This is a genomic window from Oryzomonas sagensis (genome assembly GCF_008802355.1).
Classification (GTDB): domain Bacteria; phylum Desulfobacterota; class Desulfuromonadia; order Geobacterales; family Pseudopelobacteraceae; genus Oryzomonas; species Oryzomonas sagensis.
The window spans coordinates 1,067,241-1,090,514 of sequence record NZ_VZRA01000001.1 but is presented as its reverse complement, the minus strand read 5'-3'; the positions used below and the strand labels follow the sequence as shown (position 1 = coordinate 1,090,514).

Sequence of the window (23,274 nt, the reverse complement as noted above, 5' to 3'; positions counted from 1 at the left end):
TGATGGCTGTTTTTCAACAACCTCCTATTCCCTGAAATTCACGAACTGCATCTCCACCCCCAGGTCCTTCCCTTTCAGGAGTTGAATCGTCCCCTGCAGGTCGTCCCGGTTCTTGCCGGTTACCCGTACCTGGTCGTCCTGGATCTGCGCCTGCACTTTCACCTTGCTCTCCTTGATGACGGCGACGATCTCCTTCCCCTTTTCCTTGGAGATTCCCTGCTGGACCGTGATGAGCTGCCGCACCATCCCACCCGAGGCAGGTTCGACCTTGCCGTACTGCAAGGCCTTGATGGAGATATTGCGCTTGAGGAATTTGGACTGGAGCACGTCTACCACGGCCTTGAGCTTGTAGTCGTCGTCGGCAAGAATCTTGACGGCGTCCTTCTCCTGGCTGATCTCGCTCTTGGACCCTTTGAAGTCGTAGCGTTGGCCGATTTCCTTGATCGCCTGGTTGATCGCGTTGTCCACTTCCTGCATATCCACTTTTGAAACGATGTCGAATGACGGCATAGAGGCAACCTCCGAAAGTATACTAGTATACTACATCCCCTTGAAACAGTACAGGGGATGCAGGGCAGACGTTCAGCCCGGCATGCTTGTGGCTCCCTGGGCGACGGGTAGCGTCTTACGGCTTGACGACCGCAACCCCCGCGGGGACCTTGAAGGTGAACTTGCTGTTGTCCACCCCCTTGTTGACCCTGACATGGCTGTAGTCGATGCGGGTCTGGTTGCCGCCGGCATCATGCACGACCGACGCCTGCACCGGGAAGAGATCCTGCACGTTGCCCTGGCGCAGAAAACGCTCCACCGCCTCTGCCGACACCGTCAACTGGAGCCGTGCCAGGACCGGCGTAGGCTTTTTGGGGATCAATTCCAACTGGTAGTCGCCGTGTTTATCACGCTGTTCCTTGGCAAAGGACACGGTGAAATCGCGCGACACATGCCCCAGGCCGGTCAGATAGGAGAGTGCGATGGCATTGCCGCCCTTGAACATTTCGGCCACCGTGCTGACCATCACCTGCCGGTTTTCGGGCAAATAGAACCAGACCTGCTTGCCGTTGGAGACGATCTGCTGTTTGGGCTTTGTGTAGTTGAAACGGAACATGGCGGTACTGGAAGCGGGCCGTTTCAGGAATACTTCGCCGTTGCCTTTCTGTTCGCGGCCGACCCCGGCGATAAGCGTCCGTTGGGAAAAATCGGCACGAACGTCTTGCAGGCCTGCATACCCTTTTTCCAGCGCCCCGATCACATCCTTGAGGCTTGCAGACCTATCGGCAGCCTGCGACGGTGTCCAGACCAAAACCAGCAGAAGAAGAGACAAACTGCATGTTAACCAGCGTATCATGGGTAACCTTTCCTGAAAAATGCAAAATGGCGTAAACCGGTCGTTAATTCTGCCACAGGACCGCACCTATCGCAACCGGTTTTGAACATTGGATGGTATCACAGCGCAGTGGCATCAATGACATATACGATGCGGCCGTCCCCCATGATGGCCCCGCCGCTAAGCCCTTTGATGCGGCTCAGGGGAATACCGAGCGGCTTCACGAAGATCTCTCTCTGGCCGAGCAGACGATCCGCAGCCAGCCCCACCATCGTGTCACCCATTTCGATCACGACCGTCGGGACGAACGCCCGTGCATCGGGTGCCGGCGCTTGCCCGAGCAGACGGTTGAGACTTCTGAGAGGCACCTGCCTGCCGTCGAGCATGAAAAAGAACTGTTCCCGCTCCTCGAATATCTCCTCACGCCCGAGTTCAATGGTGCGGTTGACGGCATTGACCGGAAAGGAGACCGTCAGGGGGCCGCACTCCACCAGGAGGGCGTGAATGATCGAGACCGAAATGGGGAGCCTCAGCAGGAAACGGCTTCCCCGCCCCATCTCCGATTCGATGACGAGCCCTCCCCCCAAGGCGTGCACAGCAACCTTGACGGCATCCATGCCAACGCCCCGGCCCGAGATGTCGCTCACGGTTTCAGCCGTGGAAAAACCGGGGGCACAGATCAGCATGAACGCCTCATGCCGCGTCAGGGCATCGGCATGTTCCCGGCTGATCATCCCCTTTTCCACCGCCTTGTCGGCGAGTCTGTCGGGGGCCATGCCCCGCCCGTCGTCGGCAACGACAATATTCACGCAATCCTTGTCGCGGGTGACGACGATGCGAATCGTGCCGATGCCGGGCTTGCCGGCAGCGACCCGCTCTTCGGGCGTTTCCATGCCGTGGTCGACGGCGTTGCGCAGGATATGCACCAACGGTTCGCTTATCTCCTCGAGAACCCCCCGATCCAACTCGATCTCCTTCCCCTCCACCTGAAAGAGGATCTCCTTGCCCTGCCGGCGGGACAGGTCGCGCACCAGCCGGGGGAAACGATCGGCAACAAAGGAGAAAGGGAGCATGCGGGCCTGGAACACCTCGTCCCGCAGTTCCCGCAACAGCATGGAAAGCCGGTTGAGCGGCTCTTCGAGTTGTGCGCCCTCGCAGTGCAGCGCGCGGTCGGCCAGACGGTAACGTGTTGTGAGCAACTCACCGGTGATGTTGACCAGCCGGTCCAGGGTTTCGGTCCTGACGCGGACGCTTTTGAAGGAATCGGTGTGCCGGGGTTGGTGATCCGGGACCGTGCCGGCCTGATCGCGATCATCGATGCCGGGTGCGGCATCTGCGGCGGCGACCGGCTGTGGGGGGGGAGGCGGATTGCCGGCAGCGTCGAAACCGGCCAAGCGATTGATCAGGTCGGCGGCATCCGGCAAGCGCTCGTCATCGGCTTCGATTGCCGAGACCATTGCGGCGAGGGCGTCGCTCCCTTCCAGCAGGAGGTCGGCCAGGCCCGGGCTGAAGCCGAACGCTCCGCTCCGCACCTTGCCCAAAAGGTCTTCCATGCGATGGGCAAGGTCGGCGATGGCTTGGTACTGCATGGTTGCCGCCATTCCCTTGAGTGAATGGGCATGGCGGAACAACTCGTCGATGGCGGCTTGGTCGGCGGCGCTCTCCTCAAGCACGACAATCAGCTCATTGAATACCTGGATGTGCCCCTTGGATTCTGAGACGAACAAATCCCGGTATTGGGACATATCCATGGGTCACTCCCCCAGGTTTTCCAGCGCTTCCGCAATCTTTTCCGGGTTGAAGGGCTTCTGGACAAAAAAACTGGCGCCCGACTCCAATCCCTTCTTCACGATCGCCTCCTGGCCGATGGCCGAGCAGAGGATCACCTTGACCTGCGGCTTAATATTTCTAATAAAATCCAACAGTTGCATCCCATTGGCGTCGGGCAGGATGATATCCAGGAACACGATGTCCGGATCGCAGTCGTGGAGTTTTTTCATGGTCTCTATGCCGCTGGCCGCCTCGGCCACCACGGTATAGCCCTTGTCTCTCAGGATTGTGCCGAGATTCTTGCGCATGAAAAGGGCGTCATCGACGATCATCACCTTAGCATTACTCATTGTGGCCTCCATTGCACTCGTGGGCGGCAAATCGGGTACATAAACAGCGAGGTGCGGCGCAAAACCATCCGTGACGGCTACCGGGTATTAGCCTTTGAGTTTGGCCAATAAAAGCTCGTTCACCACCGCAGGGTTAGCCTTGCCCTTGCTGGCCTTCATGACCTGCCCGACAAAGAAGCCGAACACCTTTTCCTTGCCCCCCCGGAACTCTTCCACCTGGGCGGCATTGGCGGCAATGATCTCATCGATAATGGCTTCAATCGCTCCGCTGTCGGAGACCTGGGCCAATCCCTGTTTTTCCACGATCGACTTGGGGTCTCCGCCGTTTTTCCACATCTCCTCAAAGACCGTCTTGGCTATCTTGCCGGAAATGGCGCCACTGTCGATCAACTTGATCAGTTCGGACAATTGGCGCGGGATGACGGGACATGCCGCGATGGCAGTTCCCGAATCGTTGAGCGCCCGGGTCACCTCGCCCATCAACCAGTTGGATACGGCCTTGGCGTTGTGGTGAAAGGCCACGCACTCTTCAAAGTAATCGGCCAGTTCGTGGCTGGCGGTGAGAACCTCCGCATCGTACTCCGACAACCCCATCTCGGTGATGAAACGCTGCTGCCGATGCTCGGGGAGTTCCGGCAATGCCTTTTGCGCACGCTGTACCCAATCGGCGTCGATTACCAACGGCACCAGGTCGGGATCGGGAAAATAACGGTAGTCGTGGGCCTCTTCCTTGCTGCGCATGGAGCGGGTCGCCCCGCTGTTCGGGTCAAACAGGCGCGTTTCCTGAACCACACTGTCCCCGTCCTCGATCAGGTCGATCTGGCGCTGGATCTCATACTCGATGGCCTGTTTGACGAATTTGAACGAGTTGACGTTCTTGATCTCGGCCCGGGTGCCGAGGGTATCGGAACCGACCGGCATGACCGAGACGTTCGCATCGCAGCGGAAACTTCCCTCTTCCATGTTGCCGTCACAGATCCCCAGCCAGGTCACGATCCGGTGCAACTGTTTCAGATAGGCCACCGCTTCATCCGATGAGCGCAAATCCGGTTCGGAAACGATCTCCAGAAGCGGCGTGCAGGCCCGGTTCAGGTCAACCCCGGAGCCGTTCTCCAGGCCGGGGACGTCGCCATGCACCAGCTTGCCCGCATCCTCTTCCATGTGGATACGGGTGATGCCGATACGCTTGGGCCCCTGCCCTTCCAACTGGATATCGAGCCACCCCTTGCGGCAGATCGGATCCTCGAACTGGCTGATCTGGTATCCCTTGGGGAGGTCGGGATAAAAATAGTTCTTGCGGGCAAAGACGCTATGATGGGCGATAGTGCAATTGGTGGCCAGCCCGGCCTTGATGGCGAACTCGACCACCTTCTTGTTGAGCACCGGCAAGGCACCCGGCAGCCCCAGGCAGACGGGGCAGGTCTGGGAGTTGGGCTCGGAACCGAAGGTCGTGGAACAGCCGCAGAATATCTTTGACCCGGTTTTGAGCTGGGCATGGACCTCAAGGCCGATAACAGGCTGAAATTTCATAGGTAGTGGCTCCAAAAAACTAAGTTGAAACGCTCAAGCATATAAATAAACCTGCCACAGAGACACGGAGACACAGAGGTTCACAGAGATTTCATCGAGAAAAGCAACCGTGACCATGAAAAGGGGTTGTTTCTCGAAGATACACAAAGATTTTCTCCGTGTCTCTGTGTCTCCGTGGCAGATTTTAAAATTAAATCTCCGCCTTCCTCGTATGCCACTCCGTTGCCTGCTCGAAGGCGTGGCCCGCGCGCAGGATGGTCTCCTCGCCAAAGGGCTTGCCGATCAGTTGCAGGCCGATGGGGAGGCCGGAAGCGGAGAAACCGGCCGGCACGGACATGGCGCAGGTACCGGCCAGGTTGACCGGGATGGTGAAGATATCCGACAGGTACATCTGCAACGGGTCATCGACCATCTCGCCGATCTTGAAGGCCGGCGTCGGGGCCACCGGGGTCAGGATCGCATCCACATTCTCGAAGGCGCGGGTGAAATCGCCCATGATCAGCGTGCGCACCTTCTGGGCCTTGACGTAATAAGCGTCGTAGTAACCGGAGGAGAGGGCGTAGGTGCCCAGCATGATGCGGCGCTTGACCTCGGCCCCGAACCCCTCGCTACGGCTTTTGGTCATCATGTCGATCAGCCCTTCGGCCTGTTCGCTGCGATGCCCGAAACGGACGCCGTCGTAACGGGCCAGATTGGAGCTGGCCTCGGCAGTGGCGATCAGATAATAGGTCGCCACGGCATAGTCGGTGTGGGGCAGGGATATGTCGACGAATTCCGCCCCCAGCCGGCGATAGGTCTCGATGGCCCGGTCCATGGCCGCCTGAACGTCCCGGTCGAGGCCGTCGATATAGTACTCCTTGGGCAGGCCGATCCTCAGGCCCTTGATGTCGCCGGTCAAGGCAGCCGTGTAATCGGGAACCGGCGTATTGACACTGGTGGAATCCTTGGAGTCGTAGCCGGCGACCGCCCCCAGCATGATGGCGCAATCGGTTACGTCACGCGTGATCGGGCCCACCTGGTCAAGGGAGGACGCGAACGCGATTACGCCGTAGCGCGAGACGCGGCCATAGGTGGGCTTGAGGCCGACGCAGCCGCAGTGGGAGGATGGCTGACGAATGGAGCCGCCGGTATCGGTGCCCAGGGTCGCCGTTGCCTGCCGGGCGGCAATGGCCGCCGCCGAGCCGCCGGACGACCCGCCCGGGATGCGGGCGGTATCCCAGGGGTTGCGGGTAACGCCAAAGGCGCTGGATTCGTTGGATGATCCCATGGCGAATTCGTCCTGGTTGAGCTTGCCCAGCAAAACGGACCCGCAATCGCGCAGCCGCTCCCAGGCGGTGGCGCTGTAGGGGGGGATAAAGTTATGGAGCATGCGCGAACCGCAGGTGGTGCGGATACCCTCGGTCAGAAAGATGTCCTTGAGGGCCAGGGGAATCCCCGTGAGGATGTGGGCATCTCCGGAAGCGATGCGCCGGTCGGCGGCCGCCGCTTCGGCCAGGGCCGACTCGGGGGTCCGGGTGATGAATGAACCGACACGGGGCTCAACCGACTCAATGCGCTCCAGCATGGCCCGGGTCGCTTCGGCGGAGGACAGCTCCCGCGCATTCAGCTTCCTGTGCAGTTCATGTATGGTAAGTTCAAAAATATCCATGTGAATAGCATCTCCGATTCAAATCGTTTCTCAACAACAACCCCGCATGTAACGCAAACGAAACATTACGGCAACCCCATCTCCAATTTTGCAGCGTATGGTGTGCACCTTATGTCCTGTGAACCGTGCGGGGAGCGGGCAGCATCATTCGATGACCTTCGGTACGCGGTAGAAGCTGTCGGCCCTGTCCGGAGCATTGGCAAGGGCCTTCGCGACGCCAAGAGAAGGACTGGTTGCATCCTCGCGGAAAGCGTTTTCCACCGGAACGGCATGGGAGGTGGGACGGATATCGGCGGTGTCGAGTTCATTCAACTTTTCCACATAGCCGAGAATCGCATCCATCTGTCCGGCAAAAAGGTCCGTTTCAGCCTTGTTCAACTCCAGACGGGCCAAACGGGCCACATACTCAACCTCGGCAACCGATATTTTCATGACACCATGCTCCACTACAGAGAAATTAGTCCTTGCGAGGACTGTTTTTGTAGCATGAAACAAGGCTCTTGACAACCACGTTCGCGGCACGGTCCAAGGGCCGCGAAGCCCCGTGGAAACCACTTTTTGCTTGACTTCGGTTTTATTTATTGTATATTTTGCACAACTTTTTAGAACATATCCTGAAACAGACGATCCGCCAAAATAGCTATCCTGTTGTTTTATTGTCACTTTTGCCACTTCAAGCGACAACGACCAAGGGAGCGAATGACACTGTGAACCGTTTCGGAGAATCATCGAAAAAAGCGCGAAGGTCTTCTATTACCTCCAGGCAACCTGTCTCAGACAGGAGGCTTGGAGGTATTTGTGTTTTTACAGCCATGATTTCACAGCCGTAATACGTTGCCCGATGCCCAATTTCGCAATGAAGGGTGGTGATTCATCGAAAACGAAACCGATCTGTTTGCAGCCAGCAGTAGTATCAAGCATGTAATAAAAATTGAAGGAGGCACACATGAGTATCAAAAAAAGGATTTTGGCAGTTGCAGCAGCAAGCGCCCTCGGCGCCATGGCCGCTGTGCCGGCAATGGCATTCGAGAACGAATTCCACGGCAGCTACACCCTGAAATACTTCCTGTCCAACTATGAGCAGGGTGGCGGCGGCATCATTCTCCCCTCCGCCAGCACCACCACTACGGGTACAGGCGTTTCGGGCAATACGACGGCAAACCTGAAAACCAACAACTATTTCGAGCAGCGCGCCCGCCTGTTCTACACCGCCAAAGCCAATGACGACCTGAAACTGGTGACCGGTTTCGAGATCGACTCCGTCTGGGGCGACAGGGCTCAGGGAAATACATACCGCAACAGCGGCGCCGCCCTGGAATCCGACGCCGTCAACCTGGAAACCAAATGGGTCTATCTGCAGTTCAAGATACCGTCCACCCCCACCACGGTCATTGCCGGCGTCCAGCCCTTCAAGGACAACCTCAAAGGGATCTTCGCCGATTTTGACGCAGCCGGCGTCGTCACCTCGACCAAGATGGACAACGCTACCGTTGTTGCCGGCTATTTCCGCGGTTATGACGGCGCCTTCGGCGGCAGCCTGACCACCAACTCCAGCACCGGCACCAACGTCAGCGGCACCACCAACGGCGTCTCAAAAAGCGGCATCCTCGGCAACCAGGACCTGAATATCGGCGCCCTTGAATTCAAGTACGCCCTCAACAAGGATGCAAACATCGGCCTCGACTATTACGTCTATGAGGATGGCCGCAACACCAACCTCAATACTACCGCGGTCCCCGTCACCGCCAGCGACCTCCTGGTGCATGTCGTCGGACTCTACGGCGACGCCAAGGTCGGTCCCGTGGCCCTGAGCGGCTTTGCTGCCTACCAGGGCGGGGTTGTCAGGAGCATCAACGGCTCTGCCGATAGCGCCTACCTGAACTCCCTGGCCTACAACGTAGCCGCCAAGGCCGCCGTCGGCCCCGGCACCCTGCACAGCGCCCTGCTCTTCACCTCCGGCAACGGCAGCAATCCCGGCAAACACCTGACCGGCTGGGTCGGCACCACCCAGACCCAGGGCGCGACCTCGAACGGGACAGCCGTATGGAACAACGCTGGCGGCAACGGCACCTGTTCCTACAACGAATCCGGCATGATGCTCCTCAACCGCAACGCCCTCAGCCAGGGCACCACGTCCGACTATGGTATCGCCTACAACACCGGCAACGGTACCAATCCGGTCAATGCCCAGGGCATGTACCTCTACACCCTTGGTTACGACCTTTCCATCACCCCCAAGGCCTATGTCAACACGAATGTCGGCTTCCTCTGGGCCGCTCACAACAACGCCCTGAAGCCGACCGACAAAAGCATCACCAGCGGCTCCTTCCAAAATGCAAGCAACTTCCAGGGTACGGAAATTAACGTGGAAACCGGCTACAAAATGTACGACAACCTGACCGCCAAACTCCAGGCCGCCTACGTTATCCTGGGCGGCTACTACAAGAACTCGGTGTACAAAGCCGGCACTACCGGCGCGGCCGATCCCGACAACCCCTACACCGCACGCATTGTGCTGAGCTACGCATTCTAAACCGTTTCATCTGTAATAAACCCTTGAGGGCGGGAGCAATCCCGCCCTTTTTTTTTGACATGTCCGGCCTATTTTGCGATAATCCCACGGCCTATTGTTCTTCATCATTTCAATGCTAACTAGACCGTCCCGAAACAAATGTTCCCCGAAACAGGCTGAGGAGAAACCATGAAAAAACTGATCGTACTGCTTGCCGTGCTATCCCTTCCGCTGGTGGCACTGCCGGCTTTTGCAGCCCAGGTGCGGGTGTTCGTGGCCGACATGAACGCCATCGGCGTGCCGAACAAAGATGAGATGAAAGCCACTCTCCAGGCCCTGCTGGCCGCACGCCTGAACAGCGACAAGATCATAGCCGTCGGCAGCGCGGCCGAGGCCGATGCCGTGGTGAGCGGGACCTATATCGTTCTGGGCAAGGTCTTCAGCATGGATGCCATGGCCAGGACGAGCGCCGGCAAGACCCTGACCCGCGCCTACATCCAGGGCGACAGCAGCGAGGAACTGATCCCGTCGGTGGGAAAACTGGCGGAAAAACTGGCCGCCGAACTGGACAAGGTTTATTTCAGCGGGCAACCGGCACCCGGCGCTCCCGTGGCCGCCATTCCCGGGGTTGCAGCAGCAGTCACCGCAGCCACTCAGACACCGCTTGCTGCGCCAAAGTCCGATATCATCAAAAAAGAACAGGTCAGCGTGGCCCCGGTCGGTGAGTTCATCAAACCCAAGGAAACGGAGCAGGGGAACACCGGCGGCTGGCAGAGCAAACGCCTCACCGGTGCCGCCAATCTGGTGGCCCTGGGGGATACCCTGCCCGACGGCAGCCGCGAGGTATTTCTGGCCGAGGACCGCCGCCTCTCCTACTATCGCAAGGGCGGCACCATGAAACTGGTCGCGGAGACGGAATTCAGGAGCTCCGAGAAGATTCTCTCCCTGGATACGATCACCGGCAGCAAGGGCCTTGAGATCTACGTGACGCTCATTCGCGGCGACGAACTCGCCTCCCAGGTCTGGCAGGTACAGGGGGACAAGCTGGTGAAGCTTGCCGAAGACCTGTCCTACTTCTTCCGCACCTTCAGCTTGGCCGGCGGGCCGAAAAAGCTCTATGCCCAGGCAATGGGCCGCGATGCCGATTTCTACGGCGAGGTATTCGAGGCGACCCGCTCCGGCAACGAGATTTCCCTGAAAAACCCCATCAAGATGCCGCGCTTCGGCGACATCTACTCCTTCAACCAATTCCGCGACCAGGACGGCAAGATGTTTACTGTCGTCATCAACTCGGATGGTTACCTGATCGTATACGACCAGGACCGGAAAGAGCTCTGGCGCAGTAACGACAGGTTCGGCGGTTCGGAGCTGTATTTCCAGAAAGAGGACACCACGGTCAACGCCCGCGTAACCGGGGATAAATATCGCTGGATATTCATGAACATGCGTATTCAGGTAACCGCCGGAGGCCTTATCCTGGTGGGCAAGAACGACGGGTTCTGGGTGCTGGGCAATGCCCGGGCCTATAAGAAGGGCACGGTCTACTGCATGGCTTGGAATGGCTCGACCCTGGAAGAAAAGTGGCGTACCCGCGATACCCAGAATTACATGCCCGACTATTATTTCGACGAGGCCCGTAACGAGCTTTTGATCCTGCAAACCGTGCAGCGCCCCGGGATAACCACCCGCGGGGCGTCATCACTGGCGATCAAGAAGGTGGAATAGCCCACCCACCCGGCCCCAGGCAACACGGACCGGGAAGCCGTTCTCCTCCTTGGACGGCTTCCCGGTCCGAATTCTTTGTACTCGTCGCTGACCGGGCGTGTGAAAGACAATCCTTTTCAGGAATAGATCTACATGACCATATTATCACCCGACATTTCACTCCCCCGCGGCGTCAGCGACTTCCTGCCCGACGCCGCCGCCAAGATCGGTTTCATCGAAGCGAAGATCCGCCACGTCTTCGAGCTATGGGGGTTTCGGCGCATCATCCCCCCCAAGCTGGAATACGAGGATGTGCTGACCATCGGCATGGGAGAGGAGCTGAGGGGCAAGACCTACCGTTTCGACGACCGTCAAACCGGGCGCCTGCTGGCTTTCCCGCCGGACATTACGCCGCAGATCGCCCGCATCGTGGCGACCCGCCTGTCCGGGTGGCCCCTGCCCCACCGCATCAGCTACAACGGGCGTGTCCTGCGTCAGACCGAAAGCCAGACCGGCCGCAGCCGGGAGCTCTTTCAGTCGGGGGTGGAACTGATCGGCCTCGACTCGCCCGAGGCGGATGCTGAAATGGTGACCATGGCGATCGAGGCCATGCAGCAACTCGGCTTCGACAACTTCAAGATCGACCTGGGGCAGGTGGAGTTCTGCCGCGGGATCATGGCCGCCTCCGGCCTGGACGGCCAGCCGCTGCGGGAATTGCAGGAGGCCATCGCGCGCAAGGATGTGTCGGCCGTTTCGAAAATACTGGCCGCCAGCACGGTTACGGAAACATCACATCGTGAGATCGCTGCCCTGCCGCGCCTTTTCGGCGGGCGCGAAGTAGTGGCGGAGGCAGAGAAAGTGGTGGTCAACCAGCGTTCCCGCGCGGCGCTTGCGAACCTGCGCCAGGTGTTGGCTATCCTGGATATCCACGGGGTCAGCGACCATCTGACCATAGACCTGGGAGAGATCCGTGGGCTGGGCTATCACACCGGCATCACCTTCGAAGGATTTGTCACCGGCCTGGGCGAACCGGTCTGCAGCGGCGGCCGTTACGACAACCTGACGGCCCGTTATGGTTTCGCCGCCCCGGCCACCGGCTTCACCTTTAACGTGCTCAGCCTGCTCCAGGCGCTGGAACGGCGGCCCGACGTTGAGGCCAGCACGGCCCGTGACTTCCTGTTGTTCAACAGCCGGGACGACCGGCGCGAGGTACTGGAGGTGGCGCGCATGCTCCGTTCCCGCGGTTACACCGCCGCACGGGACATCATCCGCAGGGAGTACGAAGACTCTCTGACCTATGCCCGACGCATGAATATCCGCAGCATGCTTATCGTTGGCGATGAAGCGTGCGGCAACGACACCTATACCGCCGTGCGTGTCCGTGACGGCAAACGGTTCAAAATCACCAGGGAAATGCTACTGAACGAAAATCTTGTTACTTTTATTGAAGAAAACCAGCAGGCTATTGAAAACTAAGGTTGTTCAAAAATAGTCGGATCGTCGCACCCGCGAGATAAGCCCCGCGGAGGCCCTCACCCGGCCTTTGGCCACCCTCTCCCGGAGGGAGAGGGTAACGGTATCCCTTCTCCCTTGGGGAGAAGGATAGGATGAGGGGCGCTACGCCGCACAAAAGGGCGTTCGAGGATGGCGGCGAGATGGCTGTTTTTCAACAACCTTCATAGGGAGACCACGAGACATGGCAAACGTTGTAGTCGTAGGAGCCCAATGGGGCGATGAAGGCAAGGGCAAAGTTGTCGATATCTACACAGAGCACGCCGATGACATCGTACGCTACCAGGGGGGCAACAACGCCGGTCACACCCTGGTGGTGGGGAGCGAAAAGGTGGTCCTGCACCTGATCCCCTCGGGCATACTGCACGAGGGCAAGCGCTGCATCATCGGCAACGGGGTGGTGCTGGACCCGGAGGTATTCATCCGGGAGATCACGAAGCTGAAGGAGTCCGGCCGGATCAGCGACGATTCCTGCCTGCTGCTCTCCGAATCGCTGCACATCATCATGCCCTACCACAAACAGATCGACATCGCCCGTGAGGCCAAAAGCGGCGACAAGAAGATCGGCACCACCGGCCGGGGCATCGGTCCCTGCTACGAGGACAAGATCGGCCGGCGCGGCATCCGCCTGATGGACCTGCTTGACAAGGACATCTTCACCCGCAAGCTGCGGGAGGTACTGACCGAAAAAAACGTCATCCTGGAGAAACTGCTGGGCGAGGCGCCCTGCGACTTCGATGCCATCCTGGCCGAATACAGCGGCTATGCCGAGGTGTTGAAAAAGTACGTCGCCGACACCTCGCTGGTCCTCAGCAAGGATCTGAAGGCAGGCAAGAAGGCGCTCTTCGAAGGGGCACAGGGGACGCTCCTGGACGTGGACCACGGCACCTACCCCTACGTCACCTCGTCATCCACCTGCGCCGGCGGCGCCTGTACCGGCTCCGGTGTCAGCCCGCGTGATATCCACGAGATCATCGGCATCTCCAAGGCCTATGTCACCCGCGTGGGGAGCGGCCCCTTCCCGACCGAACTGCTGGACGCGACCGGCGAGCAGCTGCGCCAGGACGGCGGGGAATTCGGCGCCACCACCGGCCGGCCGCGGCGCTGCGGCTGGTTTGACGCCATGGTGGTCCGTTATGCCGTGCGGGTCAACGGCTTGACCGGCATTGCCCTGACCAAGCTGGATGTGCTCTCCGATTTCGACACCGTCAAGATCTGCACCGGCTACACCTGCAACGGCAGGACCCTGGAAACCTTGCCCGCAAGCCTGGAACTCTTCGAGCAGTGCCAGCCGGTCTACGAGGAACTGCCCGGCTGGAAGAGCGATATTACCGGGGCCCAGACCTACGAAGACCTGCCGCAGAAGGCCCGCGATTACGTCAAGCGCCTGGAAGAACTGGCCGGCTGCCCGATCGTGCTGGTTTCCGTCGGTCCGCGCCGCGACCAGACCATCATCCTGCGCAACCCGTTCGAATAACCGCTTTTTGACCAATAAAAAGCCCCCCGAGGTCTGAAGACTTCGGGGGGCTTTTTTATTGTCCGCCCCACCCGCTACCAGATGTAGTCCTTTGCGATCTCCCGTTTGTCATGTCCAAACAGCAGGTGCATCACCCTGATCCGTTTCAACGCGGGAGGAGACAGGCTCCCCAGGGGGATGTAGACAATCTTCTTTCCCATGCCGGCCGCTATGCGCTTGAAGATGCTGCGCGGCGGACGGGCCGCCGCATAGACCACATGGGGGTCCGGCGAATAATCGAGGGCGGCCATGAGGAGGATTTCGGCCTTGGTCCCCCACCCCCGGTATGATGGGTCCTGCCACACATCCCGCATCCGACGCGGCGGATAGGAGAGCAGCAGCCCGCCGTACTCGCAACGGCAGATGCCCGGCCCGCTCACGTTGTCTCCCGGTTCGGTGGCGTAAAAGGCCATGTCGGATTCCTGTTCGTGCTCTCCCAGCCAGGTCATGGCAAAAGGGTAGCGGTTGCGGCGATCTTCGTCGAAGATGACCACCACGCTGCCCACGCCGCCTTTGATCCGCATCCGCTCCCACACGTAGATGCGGCCGTCGTGGGGCTGATTACGGATCGTTTCGCGCAGGTCGATGCCGTCCAGCAGCGAAGTGCTCAGGGGTTCCACCCGGCTCTGCTCCTCGGAAAGCTGCCGTATCCCGGTCCGCCGCAGAAACTTGCCGTAGTCTTCGATGACGATGTCCTCGGGCGGCCAGGAACAGATCGAACCGTCGTCGAATCCCTCCAGCCATTCGCCCGGCCGCTGTTCCCGTTTCCGTTTGAGGAAGCGCAAACCGGAGCGTCCCTTGTCCGACTGTTTGCGGGGACGAAAACGGATCGTGCGGCTCTGGTCCCACAGGTCCTCGACCCGCAGGCGCACCACCGGAATCTCCGCCTCCTCCCGTTGCCAGGGGTAACATCCGGCCAAGCGCCAGAAAGCGTAGGCGAAGTTGTCGTCCACGCACCCCCGGGCAGCGGTCAGGAGCTGGAAGAGGTCCGGGAGCAACTGTCCCGAAAGGGCGGCATAGTTGCGACAGAAACGAAAGAAGGCCCGTTTCTGCCAGTAGTGGAGTTGTTCTCCCGTTTCCTGCCGGTAGTGCCGGGCGGCCTGCTCGAACAGGCGCAGATGGATGCGCTGCCGGTCCGGCATCTCCCCGCTCGCCCCTACTTTTCCAGCGCTGCTTTCCACGGCCGCCCGCATGACCTCCTGTTCGGGAATGGCCTGCTTCCCCCCCGCGATCAACTCCAGGGCGTTAAAACGCCGCCGCAGGGAGGGCGCCGCGTCTTTCCGCTCCGGTGGCGGACCGTTACGGCGCATCTCGTAGATGGCCGAGGCAAAGGGGAACTCGCCCATGACCTCTCCGCAGGAGTCGGGATGGAGGTTGAAAATGCGGACATCATGGCGGCGCACCCTGCCCAGCGGTTCAGTGCGCGCCTGCCCGTAGAACTCCCTGATCCGCCCCACATGGGCCATCCCCCCCACGAACAGGATGCGTTCATGGCGCTCCGCCAGCCGTTGCAGCCGAAACGCCATCCCCTGTTCGCGGCGGAGATCCTCGCGGCCCGGCACCGCCCCCTCTGTGGCACGGCAGTATTCCCGATAATAGTCGGCCAGGCCGAGGCGCTGAACGGCATAGGAATCGGGCAGAAATTCTTGCACCGCCGGGTAGTCGTCCAGGTCGACATCCACCAGGTGGAGCGGGATCGCCTGTTCCAGGGCACAGCGGGCGGCCTCCGCCAGCGGGTCGGCCGGTTCCACCAGCAGATGGAGGGTTCGATTTTGGGCGGCGGTGGAAGCGGAACGGGGGATAGTATCGTAAGAGACGACCGAGACCTGGGGCAGTCTGCGTACCGCCTGGAGAAAACGTTCCTCCAGGGTGGCGGGGAGTTCGACGGCGATGCAGTCGGGCCGGATCTCTTGGACGGTCTGGCGCACCAGGTGGGCGAACTCCATGCGGTAATGCAGTATGGGCAGGGCGTGGACGGGACCGAAGGTTTCCAGGTGGAGGCGGCTGGTCATAGGTCAGGACTCTCTTACCTGAAACCGTGACGCCGGAATGCCGCAGTGTCCGGAAGAGCCGGGGCCTGCCCGCCGCCCTGCCGCGTCAAACCACTCGCTTCATCGGTCCTCCGCCGGCCTGGTGCGCACCTTCTCAAGGGCAAGGGCAGAGGCCTTTCGGACCAACGAAGGCATGGAGGCGTCACGGTTTCAGGTTCTATTTCAGATACTCCAGGGCCTCGTCCCCCAGCACCCGTTCCACGGCCAAGTGGAGCAGTTCGACCGCCTCCGTCCCTTGCACGCGCATCATCTTGAGGGCATAGCGGGCGATATTGATGCCGTCCCGCACGGAGTACGCTTCATCGGCGGCATGGGCGCGCTGCAGGAAATCCACCACATACTGCAGGATGCGGCCGCTGCTGAAGGGGAGGTTCTCCCTGAGGATCAGCAACTCCTCGTCGGCAGCCGGAAAGTCGATGTAGATCTGGGGCTGGAGCCGGGAGTGGATGTATTCCGGCACCTCGAAGGTGGAGGAGTCCTCGTTCATGGTGACGACGATGCGGAAATCCCGGGCTGCCGGGATGCGCAGGCCGGTGACGATGGACTCCACGTAGCGGCGGTCGTCCAACAGCGGCGCCAGGGAGGCCCAGGCCTTCTCGCTCATGCGGTTCCCCTCGTCCAGGATCAGCACCCCGCCGGCGAGCATCGCCGAAACCAGGGACGAGGCGGCGTACTGGATCTTCCCGTCCGGGCTGATCACCGGCGAGATGATCAGGTCCTCGGGCCGGGTGTCCATGGTGGCCTGGTAGAGATAGACCGGCCGCCCCAGGCGCTGGGCCGCGGCATAGGCCAGGGTGGTCTTCCCCACCCCCGGCCTGCCCACCAGGCGGGGATTGAAGGGGATGTCCCGGGCGTCGATCACCATCCAGGCCGCCAAAAGCTGGGTGAGCAACTCCTCCTGCCCCACCCACTTCAGGGCCAGGCTCACGGGCGAGGCCAGATTCAGGGCAATACCGTCTATCGTCGTCTGCTTCATCGGTCTATCTCCTCCCCAACAGCCGCAGCAACCCGTCCAGGATGGTCAGGGGATGGGGCGGGCAGCCGGGGATGTAGAGATCCACCGGCAGAAAGGTATCGACACCGTCATGCACCTCGTGGTGTCCGTGGAACGGGCCGCCATCGATGGCGCAGGCCCCGGCGGCGATGAGCACCTTGGGGCCGGGGATCGCCTCCCAGGTCTTGAGCAGGGCGCTGCGCATGTTTTCCGTGACCGGCCCGGTGACGAACATGCCGTCGGCATGGCGCGGCGAGGCCACGAACTGGATACCGAAGCGCCCCAGGTCGTACCCGACCGTGGAGAGGACATTGGTGTCGGCCTCGCAGGCGCCGCAGCCGCCGGCGCTCACCTCCCGCAGCTTGAAGGAGCGTCCGTACAGGGACACCAACTCCTTGCCCAGATCATGGGCCAGCCGGCGTTCTTCCCCCTCCCGGACCACCAGGTCCTCACGTTCCGACGTGGCCAGCTTTTCGTCGGCGGTGAAGCGCACCGCGCCGGTGGGGCAGGCTTGTTCGCATTCGGGGCAGAAGAGGCATTTGCCCAAGTCCACGGCCAGACCGTTGGCGTGGTAGATGGCAGCCACCGGGCAGGCCTCGGTGCAGCAGGTGCAGCCGGGCGGGCACCTGGCCGGGTCGAGCTGCGGATACCCCCGGAACAGCTCCGGCAGGGACGCCGGTTCAGCGGGGTAGCGTGTCGTCCGATGTTTTTGCCGTATGCGCTCGAGCGTCGCCTTGAGCATCCGTGCCCTTTCCCTTGCCCTTTTTCGCTGGAGTTCCAACGTTGGCCTTCAACGTCGGTTCCAATAGCTGCTGGAACAGGTTGCTGCGGTAGCCGGCATGGGCGGCCAGGGCGATACAGGCCTCCCGTTCCCGGCCGGCCGCGGCCAACCACGCCGAGACGGTGCGGCTGGCCGGCCGTTGCAGCGCCAATGCCACCAGGCCGGCCACGGTGAGCCATGCGGCCAGTTCCTCAAAGCGCTCCTTGTTGAACCACTCGACGCCGCCGCTTTCGTGAACCAGCATGAAGTCGCGGCAGGCCGGGGAGGAAAAAGCTCTCGCCATGGCCGCCGTTGGCACCCTGCCCTGACCGCAGCCATCCGGGGCGGCCCCTGCCAGCAAGGCTCCGAGGAGTTGAGCGGCACGTTGCGCTCCCTCCCGGTCCGAATCCTCCTCCAACACGCGTCGCAGGGTGCAATCGAGCCCGAAGGTATCCAGGCATCCCGCCCCGGCATCCCGCAGGAGCAGCCACCCCATCAGCACCCGGGCGCCCGCAGGGGCATCCAACAGTTCCACCAGCCCGGCATGCGCTGACCGGGCGGCCTTGGCAGCCGGTTTCAACGCCGTGAAGGCCGTCACGAACTCGTGCCAGACGGCCATGGTCTTCAACACGGCATCAGCCCCGCTCACGCCCCCAGCCAGGTGGGCATGCAGGACCGCCAGGAAACGCTGGGCAGCCCGGGCCACATCGGCAGGCTTTGCCGGAACAGCGCTCTCCCTGGGCACCGGGACCAGTTGCAGCAGGGCCCGGAAGGCGGCATTCAGGGAGGCGTAACGTTGCTGTTTGAGTTCGTCCTCCAGGTTTTCCACGCCGCGGCCGCCCAGGGCCGCACAGAGATTCCGCCAGTTCCCCTCTCCATCGTCGCGGATTTCGCGGAAATCCATGAAGACATGGAACTGGTATTCGCCGAGCTCCACATAGAGCCCCTTTTCCGTCAGTTCCCGGCCGCTACGCACATATTCCAGCCCCCGGGTATGGTCGCGGAAAGCGTAATAGAGATGATCGTCAGCCGTAACGCCGAGGGCGGCGCCCAGTGTCGTCCGGCGCAGTTCGGTGGCATCGCCGTCGGTCTTGACGGCAAAGGCGGCGGAATCCTTGATCCATCCCGCGCAACTGGCGTACCGGTTGTGGTACAGGACCAACGCCCGCTGCTCGCCCACCCGGTTCGAATAGGCGAAGACGTTCTCGTCAACCGCGTTGCCGGCGTAGAAATCGTAGAGCACGAAGTTCTCCGCGCCGGAGAAGAGCCAACGCCGGCGCAGCAGCGGAAATATCCACATTTCGTGGCCGCGCACCAGCCCCGCGTCGACCGCCTCGTCCCAGTAGGCCCGCTTGTACTCCATGCCGTACTTTTCGTGGAAGCCCTCGATCTGGCCGTGGCCGAGCATGGGCAACCCCGGCATGGTGGCCAGCAGCACGCAGGCGCCGAAGTACTTGCCCTGGGCCCCGAACTGCTCCACGGCGGTCTTTTCGTCCGGGTTGTTCATGAAATTGACGAAACGCTTGAGCACCTCGGGATTGAATTCCAGGACATTCTTGATGGTCTGGCGGTACTTGGCGTTTTCCTCCATCTTGAGCATGTTCATGAAGGCGCTGTTGTAGACCCGGTGCATCCCCAGGGTCCGCACGAAATAGCCCTCCATCAGCCAGAATGCCTCGGCCAAAAGCAGGGTGCCCGGCGCCTCGGCCGCTACCCGATCCACCACCTCGCGCCAGAACTCCACGGGAAAGAGGGCGTCGAACTCCTCCCGGCTCATGCCGTGTTCGGCCCGGGACGGGATACCGCCTCCCAGGCCGCGGATCGGGAACCAGAGGCGCTGGTAGTGCTTCTTGGCCAAGGTCATGGCGGCGTCGAAACGGATGATCGGAAAATTGTGGGCTACGTGCAGGATGGTCCGGATGACCGCCTCCCGCACCTCGGGAATCAGGTAGTTGAGCTGGGCCGTGTCGTTCCAGGGGATGCTGGTGCCGTCGTTGCCGTGGTAGATGTAACGGATGCGGCCGGTGGCGCGTTCGATCAGCCGGAAGACCACGGCGGCATCGGTCTTGGTCCAGTAGCCGTCCTCGATCTGGATGCAGGCGTCGCCCGAACGGGACAGGTCGTCGCCAGTGAAGTGATAGGTGGGGAACGGGGGATAATCGGTCTGGACGAACCAGTCCGGGTGCTGGACGACCCAGCGGGAATAGATGCCGGTGTGGTTGGGGACCATGTCGCTGGCCAGGCGGATGCCCCGCCGGCCGGCCCGCTCCCGCAGGCTGCCCAGCGCATCCCATCCCCCCAGGTCCGCGGCGATCTCGTAATCGTACAGGGAATAGGCCGAGGCGATGGCATCGGCATTGCCGCACAACTGCTTGATACGCTGGGAGGCCGGCGAACGTTCCCACACCCCGATCAGCCAGAGTCCGGTGATGCCGGCGGCCGCCAGCCGGTCCAACTCCCCGTCCGGCACCTGGTCGAGGCGGGTGATGGGCCAACCGTACTGTTTCGAGAGCTGGTCGAGCCAGACATAGACCATCTTGGCCATCAGCACCACATTGGACATCCAGTCCGCATCCGGCGAGAATCGCTCGTACTCGGGGTAATCATAGCCCCCGAAGACCGAACTCCCCCCGGCCTGCCCGTGCCCGCCCCGGCCGAACTCCAGAACCGGCGGTGGCCCCGGCTCTCCGGTTCCGCCCCACTCCCGTTCCTCTTCCAGCAGTATATCGAAGGCGACCGTCACCTCTTCCAGCAGTTCCGGCGGCAGCAGCTTGGCCCATTGGGTGCGGATGAAGTCCAGTTGGCCGGCGAGCGAGGTAGGAGCGGAACCGATGGGCGCCCACAAAGCCTCGCCCAGGGTACAGCGCAACTCCGCCAGAAGGGGCCCCTGTTTCAGGGCGGTCTGCATGCCGGCGGCCATGGCCGGGTATGCGGTCGCATCCGCCAGGGCCCGGTCGTCGAGGAGAGGGCGAAAGCTGTCGAGGGCCGGGTTTTGGGCGGCCAGCCTGAGCAGCAGCAGTTCCCGCAGGACCAGGCGGCGCCCCCTTTCACCGGCGGCACCAAGCCACTCGTCGCTCTGCTGCGCGCCTTGCAGGACCTCATCCGGCGGGAAGAGCGCCACGAAACGCTCCAGGGTTGCCACCGTTCCAGCCCCGGCGGGATCATACCCCCCGCGTTGCAGGGCATCCACCATCACCCCCGGTGTTGCGCGCTCCCCATAGACGTCGATGATATGGCGGTAGGCCTTGAGCAGCATGGCGTACAGGACAAGATGGCCGGCGGAAACCGGCGGCGCAGCGGGAGCTTTGCCGCGATTCAGCTTGAAGGCGAGTTGGCGGTAAAATACGACGGCGGGGATGCCGCGGATGGCGATGAGGTGCGAAAGCGCTCCCAGGTCGAGGTCGCGCCAATATTGGGCGGATATCTGGATGGTGCGGGGGAAGTAGGCTAGCGCGCTGCTCAGTTCAGTCATATCTGTGTCCAGCCGTGAGCGTGAGGGGTACGGCGGCGGGAACGGCGGAACGGGACTGCCCGTAATCCGCCGAACCGATGAACGCAACATGAGTGCTAATGTTTTTTCCTGGCTTTGCTCTTTTCCGTTTTTGTGGACTTGCCGCTCTTGGACGCTTTCGTCTTCTTTGTCTTTTTGGCCTTGATTTTCTTGCTCTTGCTGCCGATTTTGCTGCTGATTTTTCGCGGTTCCGGGCTGAACTCGTCACGGATATTGTTCAACAGCACCGAGGCTTCTTCGAGGGAGGGATCGGCCTTTTTGGCCGCTTCGAGTGCCACTTTTGCCTCTGCGAGCCGGCCGGTCTTCAGATAGAGGCGTCCCAGCGCGTTAAGAGAGCGGGCGTGGTCCGGTTTCAGCGCCAGGGCCCGTTTATAGCAGGCAATGGCGTTGTCGTAGTCTTTCTTGAAATCGTAGATCAAGCCCAGCTTGTAATGGTTGTTGGGGTCATCGGGGAAGAGTTCCGCCGTGCCCTTGAGCAGGTCGGTGATTTCATCGTAGCGTTTGTCCTTGACGTAGAGCGACACCAGGGCGTTGCGCGTTTCCACGTCGTCTTTCTGTTGCGTCAGCACCCTTTTGTAATGCTCGATGGCCTTGTCGTTCAAGCTTTTGGTCTTGTAGAGGGCGGCGATTTCCCGGTTTGCGTCCACGTTGTCGGGCGACTGCTTCAGCACCGCCAGATACCCTTCGATGGCCAGATTCGTTTCCTTGTTGCGGGCAAAGAGACGGGCCAATTTGAGCTGGATATCGGGACTGTTCGGCTTGAGCTTGAGAAACTCGCCGTACTGCTCCACCGCCGGGGCGTTGCTCCCGCGGTTCAGGTAGATATCCGCCAGGCGCAGCCTGGCGTCGGCGTTCTGCGGTTTGACCTGCACGGCCTGTTTGTAGGCGACCACCGCCTCGTCCAGCATATCCTGTTTTTCATAGAGAATACCGAGATTGAGGTACACGTCACTGCTGGTGCTGTTGCGGTAGGCCGCTTCCTTATAGGCCGCAATGGCTTCGTTGTCCATACCCGCGGCACGGTACAGGTTGCCGAGTTCTTCGTACGACGCCACGGCATCGGGTTGATCCTTGATGGTCGCCTTCAACCTTTCGATCGCCTTTTCCAGCTCTGCCTTGGGGCGGGGGGCGACAACCGGCTTGGCAACAACTGGTGCCGGGGAAGCGAGCGGGCGCGGGACGATGGCCGGGGCGGGTGAAGTGGCCGGGGCCGGCTTACCCTTACCCCCCAGGAGTCTTTCATACTCGGCCTGTTTGCTATCGCCCTTTTTCGTATAAATATCGGCCATCATCAGATGGATCTCGCGATTCTGCGGGCTGGACAGCGAACCCTTTTTGAGTTCGTCCAGCGCCTTGTTCAGATCGTTGCGCTCCAGATGGATGGCGGCAATGCCCATATGGGCCCTTTCGGAATTCGGATCGGCCTGGAGCGCCCGGCGATACTCCTCCAGCGCCTTAGCCGGTTGACCGATGGCGACGTAAATCTCCGCCAGGCCGGTGAACACACTGGCGTCCGTGGTCAGCTCGCGGCCCGCTTCATTGAAGTGATAGATGGCCAGCGGGTAAACCTTGCGCTCCGCCAGGATCAGGGCCATGGCCTTATGGTATTTGGGGTTGGAAATCGTCGCCAAGCCGCGGGCCAGCTCCACCGAGGCCTCGTCGTTCATCCCTTTCTGGGCGTACAGGAGCCCCAGATTGCCGCTGGCCAAGGGGAAAGACCGTTCCAGTTGCAGCGCCTTGCGATACTCCGCAATCGCGCCATCCAGATTGCCGACCCGCTCTAACTGCAGGGCAGTGACGTAATGACCGGCGGCGCCGTCGGGGCAGATGGAAAGGATCTCAGCCTCGGCCTGACGCACCTGGGCTTCATCGCGAAGCGCCCCCAACTGCCCGGTAAGTTCCAGGGCCTTGGGGCATTTGTCGGCCCCAAACCCCCAGGTGAAACCGGTCAGCATGAGTACCGCGCAGGGCAGGGCAAGATATGAGCGAATCATTGGCATGTGCTTGGATTGTCCTTGGCAAGATCGATGTGTTGGGAGCGGATTATACATGGCGCCCGTTCAAAATTCAATTATTTAGGCAAATATCTTTG

Annotated in this window: 16 protein-coding genes; 4 read left to right on the top strand and 12 right to left on the bottom strand. The window is 61.1% G+C overall.

Annotated elements, in window-relative coordinates; all coding sequences use genetic code 11:
* Positions 1-24 precede the first annotated feature (24 nt).
* The 7 genes from F6V30_RS04890 to gatC all read right to left on the bottom strand — a co-directional run bounded on the left by F6V30_RS04890 (position 25) and on the right by gatC (position 7,054).
* Positions 25-510: a YajQ family cyclic di-GMP-binding protein gene (locus F6V30_RS04890; RefSeq protein ID WP_151155489.1), complete on the bottom strand. Its 486-nt coding sequence runs from the start codon at positions 508-510 to the stop codon at positions 25-27.
* A gap of 115 nt (positions 511-625) precedes the next feature.
* The gene (locus tag F6V30_RS04885; RefSeq protein ID WP_151155487.1) at positions 626-1,345 is read right to left on the bottom strand and encodes a LolA family protein; all 720 of its coding nucleotides are present in this window, start codon (positions 1,343-1,345) and stop codon (positions 626-628) included.
* Between the two features lie 98 nt (positions 1,346-1,443).
* Positions 1,444-3,075 carry a chemotaxis protein CheA gene (locus tag F6V30_RS04880; RefSeq protein WP_151155485.1) on the bottom strand — a complete coding sequence of 544 codons (1,632 nt, stop codon included), beginning with the start codon at positions 3,073-3,075 and terminating at the stop codon, positions 1,444-1,446.
* 3 nt (positions 3,076-3,078) lie between these two features.
* Positions 3,079-3,444, bottom strand: a complete 366-nt coding sequence (locus F6V30_RS04875; protein WP_151155483.1) for a response regulator — start codon at positions 3,442-3,444, stop codon at positions 3,079-3,081.
* A gap of 87 nt (positions 3,445-3,531) precedes the next feature.
* Positions 3,532-4,974: an Asp-tRNA(Asn)/Glu-tRNA(Gln) amidotransferase subunit GatB gene (gene gatB / locus F6V30_RS04870; protein ID WP_151155481.1), complete on the bottom strand. Its 1,443-nt coding sequence runs from the start codon at positions 4,972-4,974 to the stop codon at positions 3,532-3,534.
* Positions 4,975-5,164: 190 nt separating this feature from the next.
* On the bottom strand, positions 5,165-6,622 hold the full coding sequence (gene gatA / locus F6V30_RS04865) for an Asp-tRNA(Asn)/Glu-tRNA(Gln) amidotransferase subunit GatA (protein WP_151155479.1): 1,458 nt from the start codon (positions 6,620-6,622) through the stop codon (positions 5,165-5,167).
* Positions 6,623-6,766: 144 nt separating this feature from the next.
* Complete coding sequence (gene gatC, locus F6V30_RS04860; protein WP_151155477.1) at positions 6,767-7,054, bottom strand: Asp-tRNA(Asn)/Glu-tRNA(Gln) amidotransferase subunit GatC; 288 nt, start codon at positions 7,052-7,054, stop codon at positions 6,767-6,769.
* A gap of 514 nt (positions 7,055-7,568) precedes the next feature.
* Here gatC and F6V30_RS04855 point away from each other — a divergent pair.
* The 4 genes from F6V30_RS04855 (at position 7,569) to F6V30_RS04840 (ending at position 13,827) form a co-directional block, all read left to right on the top strand.
* Positions 7,569-9,155: an alginate export family protein gene (locus F6V30_RS04855; RefSeq protein WP_151155475.1), complete on the top strand. Its 1,587-nt coding sequence runs from the start codon at positions 7,569-7,571 to the stop codon at positions 9,153-9,155.
* A gap of 168 nt (positions 9,156-9,323) precedes the next feature.
* Complete coding sequence (locus F6V30_RS04850) at positions 9,324-10,859, top strand: VCBS repeat-containing protein (protein ID WP_151155473.1); 1,536 nt, start codon at positions 9,324-9,326, stop codon at positions 10,857-10,859.
* A 132-nt stretch (positions 10,860-10,991) separates the two neighbouring features.
* Entirely contained in the window at positions 10,992-12,314 is a 1,323-nt protein-coding gene (locus F6V30_RS04845; RefSeq protein ID WP_151155471.1) for an ATP phosphoribosyltransferase regulatory subunit, read from the top strand.
* A 220-nt stretch (positions 12,315-12,534) separates the two neighbouring features.
* A complete protein-coding gene (locus F6V30_RS04840) occupies positions 12,535-13,827 on the top strand; it encodes an adenylosuccinate synthase (protein WP_151155469.1) in 1,293 nt (430 codons plus the stop codon).
* Between the two features lie 74 nt (positions 13,828-13,901).
* Here F6V30_RS04840 and F6V30_RS04835 read toward each other — a convergent pair whose 3' ends face one another.
* The 5 genes from F6V30_RS04835 to F6V30_RS04815 form a co-directional block, all read right to left on the bottom strand.
* Positions 13,902-15,878 (bottom strand): TraB/GumN family protein, encoded by a 1,977-nt coding sequence (locus F6V30_RS04835; protein ID WP_151155467.1) that lies wholly within the window; start codon positions 15,876-15,878, stop codon positions 13,902-13,904.
* 196 nt (positions 15,879-16,074) lie between these two features.
* Complete coding sequence (locus tag F6V30_RS04830) at positions 16,075-16,893, bottom strand: AAA family ATPase (protein WP_151155465.1); 819 nt, start codon at positions 16,891-16,893, stop codon at positions 16,075-16,077.
* Positions 16,894-16,897: 4 nt separating this feature from the next.
* Positions 16,898-17,653 carry an NADH-quinone oxidoreductase subunit B family protein gene (locus F6V30_RS04825; protein ID WP_151155463.1) on the bottom strand — a complete coding sequence of 252 codons (756 nt, stop codon included), beginning with the start codon at positions 17,651-17,653 and terminating at the stop codon, positions 16,898-16,900.
* Positions 17,592-21,143, bottom strand: a complete 3,552-nt coding sequence (locus F6V30_RS04820) for an alpha-amylase family protein (protein WP_151155461.1) — start codon at positions 21,141-21,143, stop codon at positions 17,592-17,594. The genes F6V30_RS04825 and F6V30_RS04820 overlap by 62 nt, the downstream gene beginning before the upstream one ends.
* Positions 21,144-21,238: 95 nt before the next feature.
* On the bottom strand, positions 21,239-23,182 hold the full coding sequence (locus F6V30_RS04815; RefSeq protein ID WP_151155459.1) for a tetratricopeptide repeat protein: 1,944 nt from the start codon (positions 23,180-23,182) through the stop codon (positions 21,239-21,241).
* Positions 23,183-23,274 lie beyond the last annotated feature (92 nt).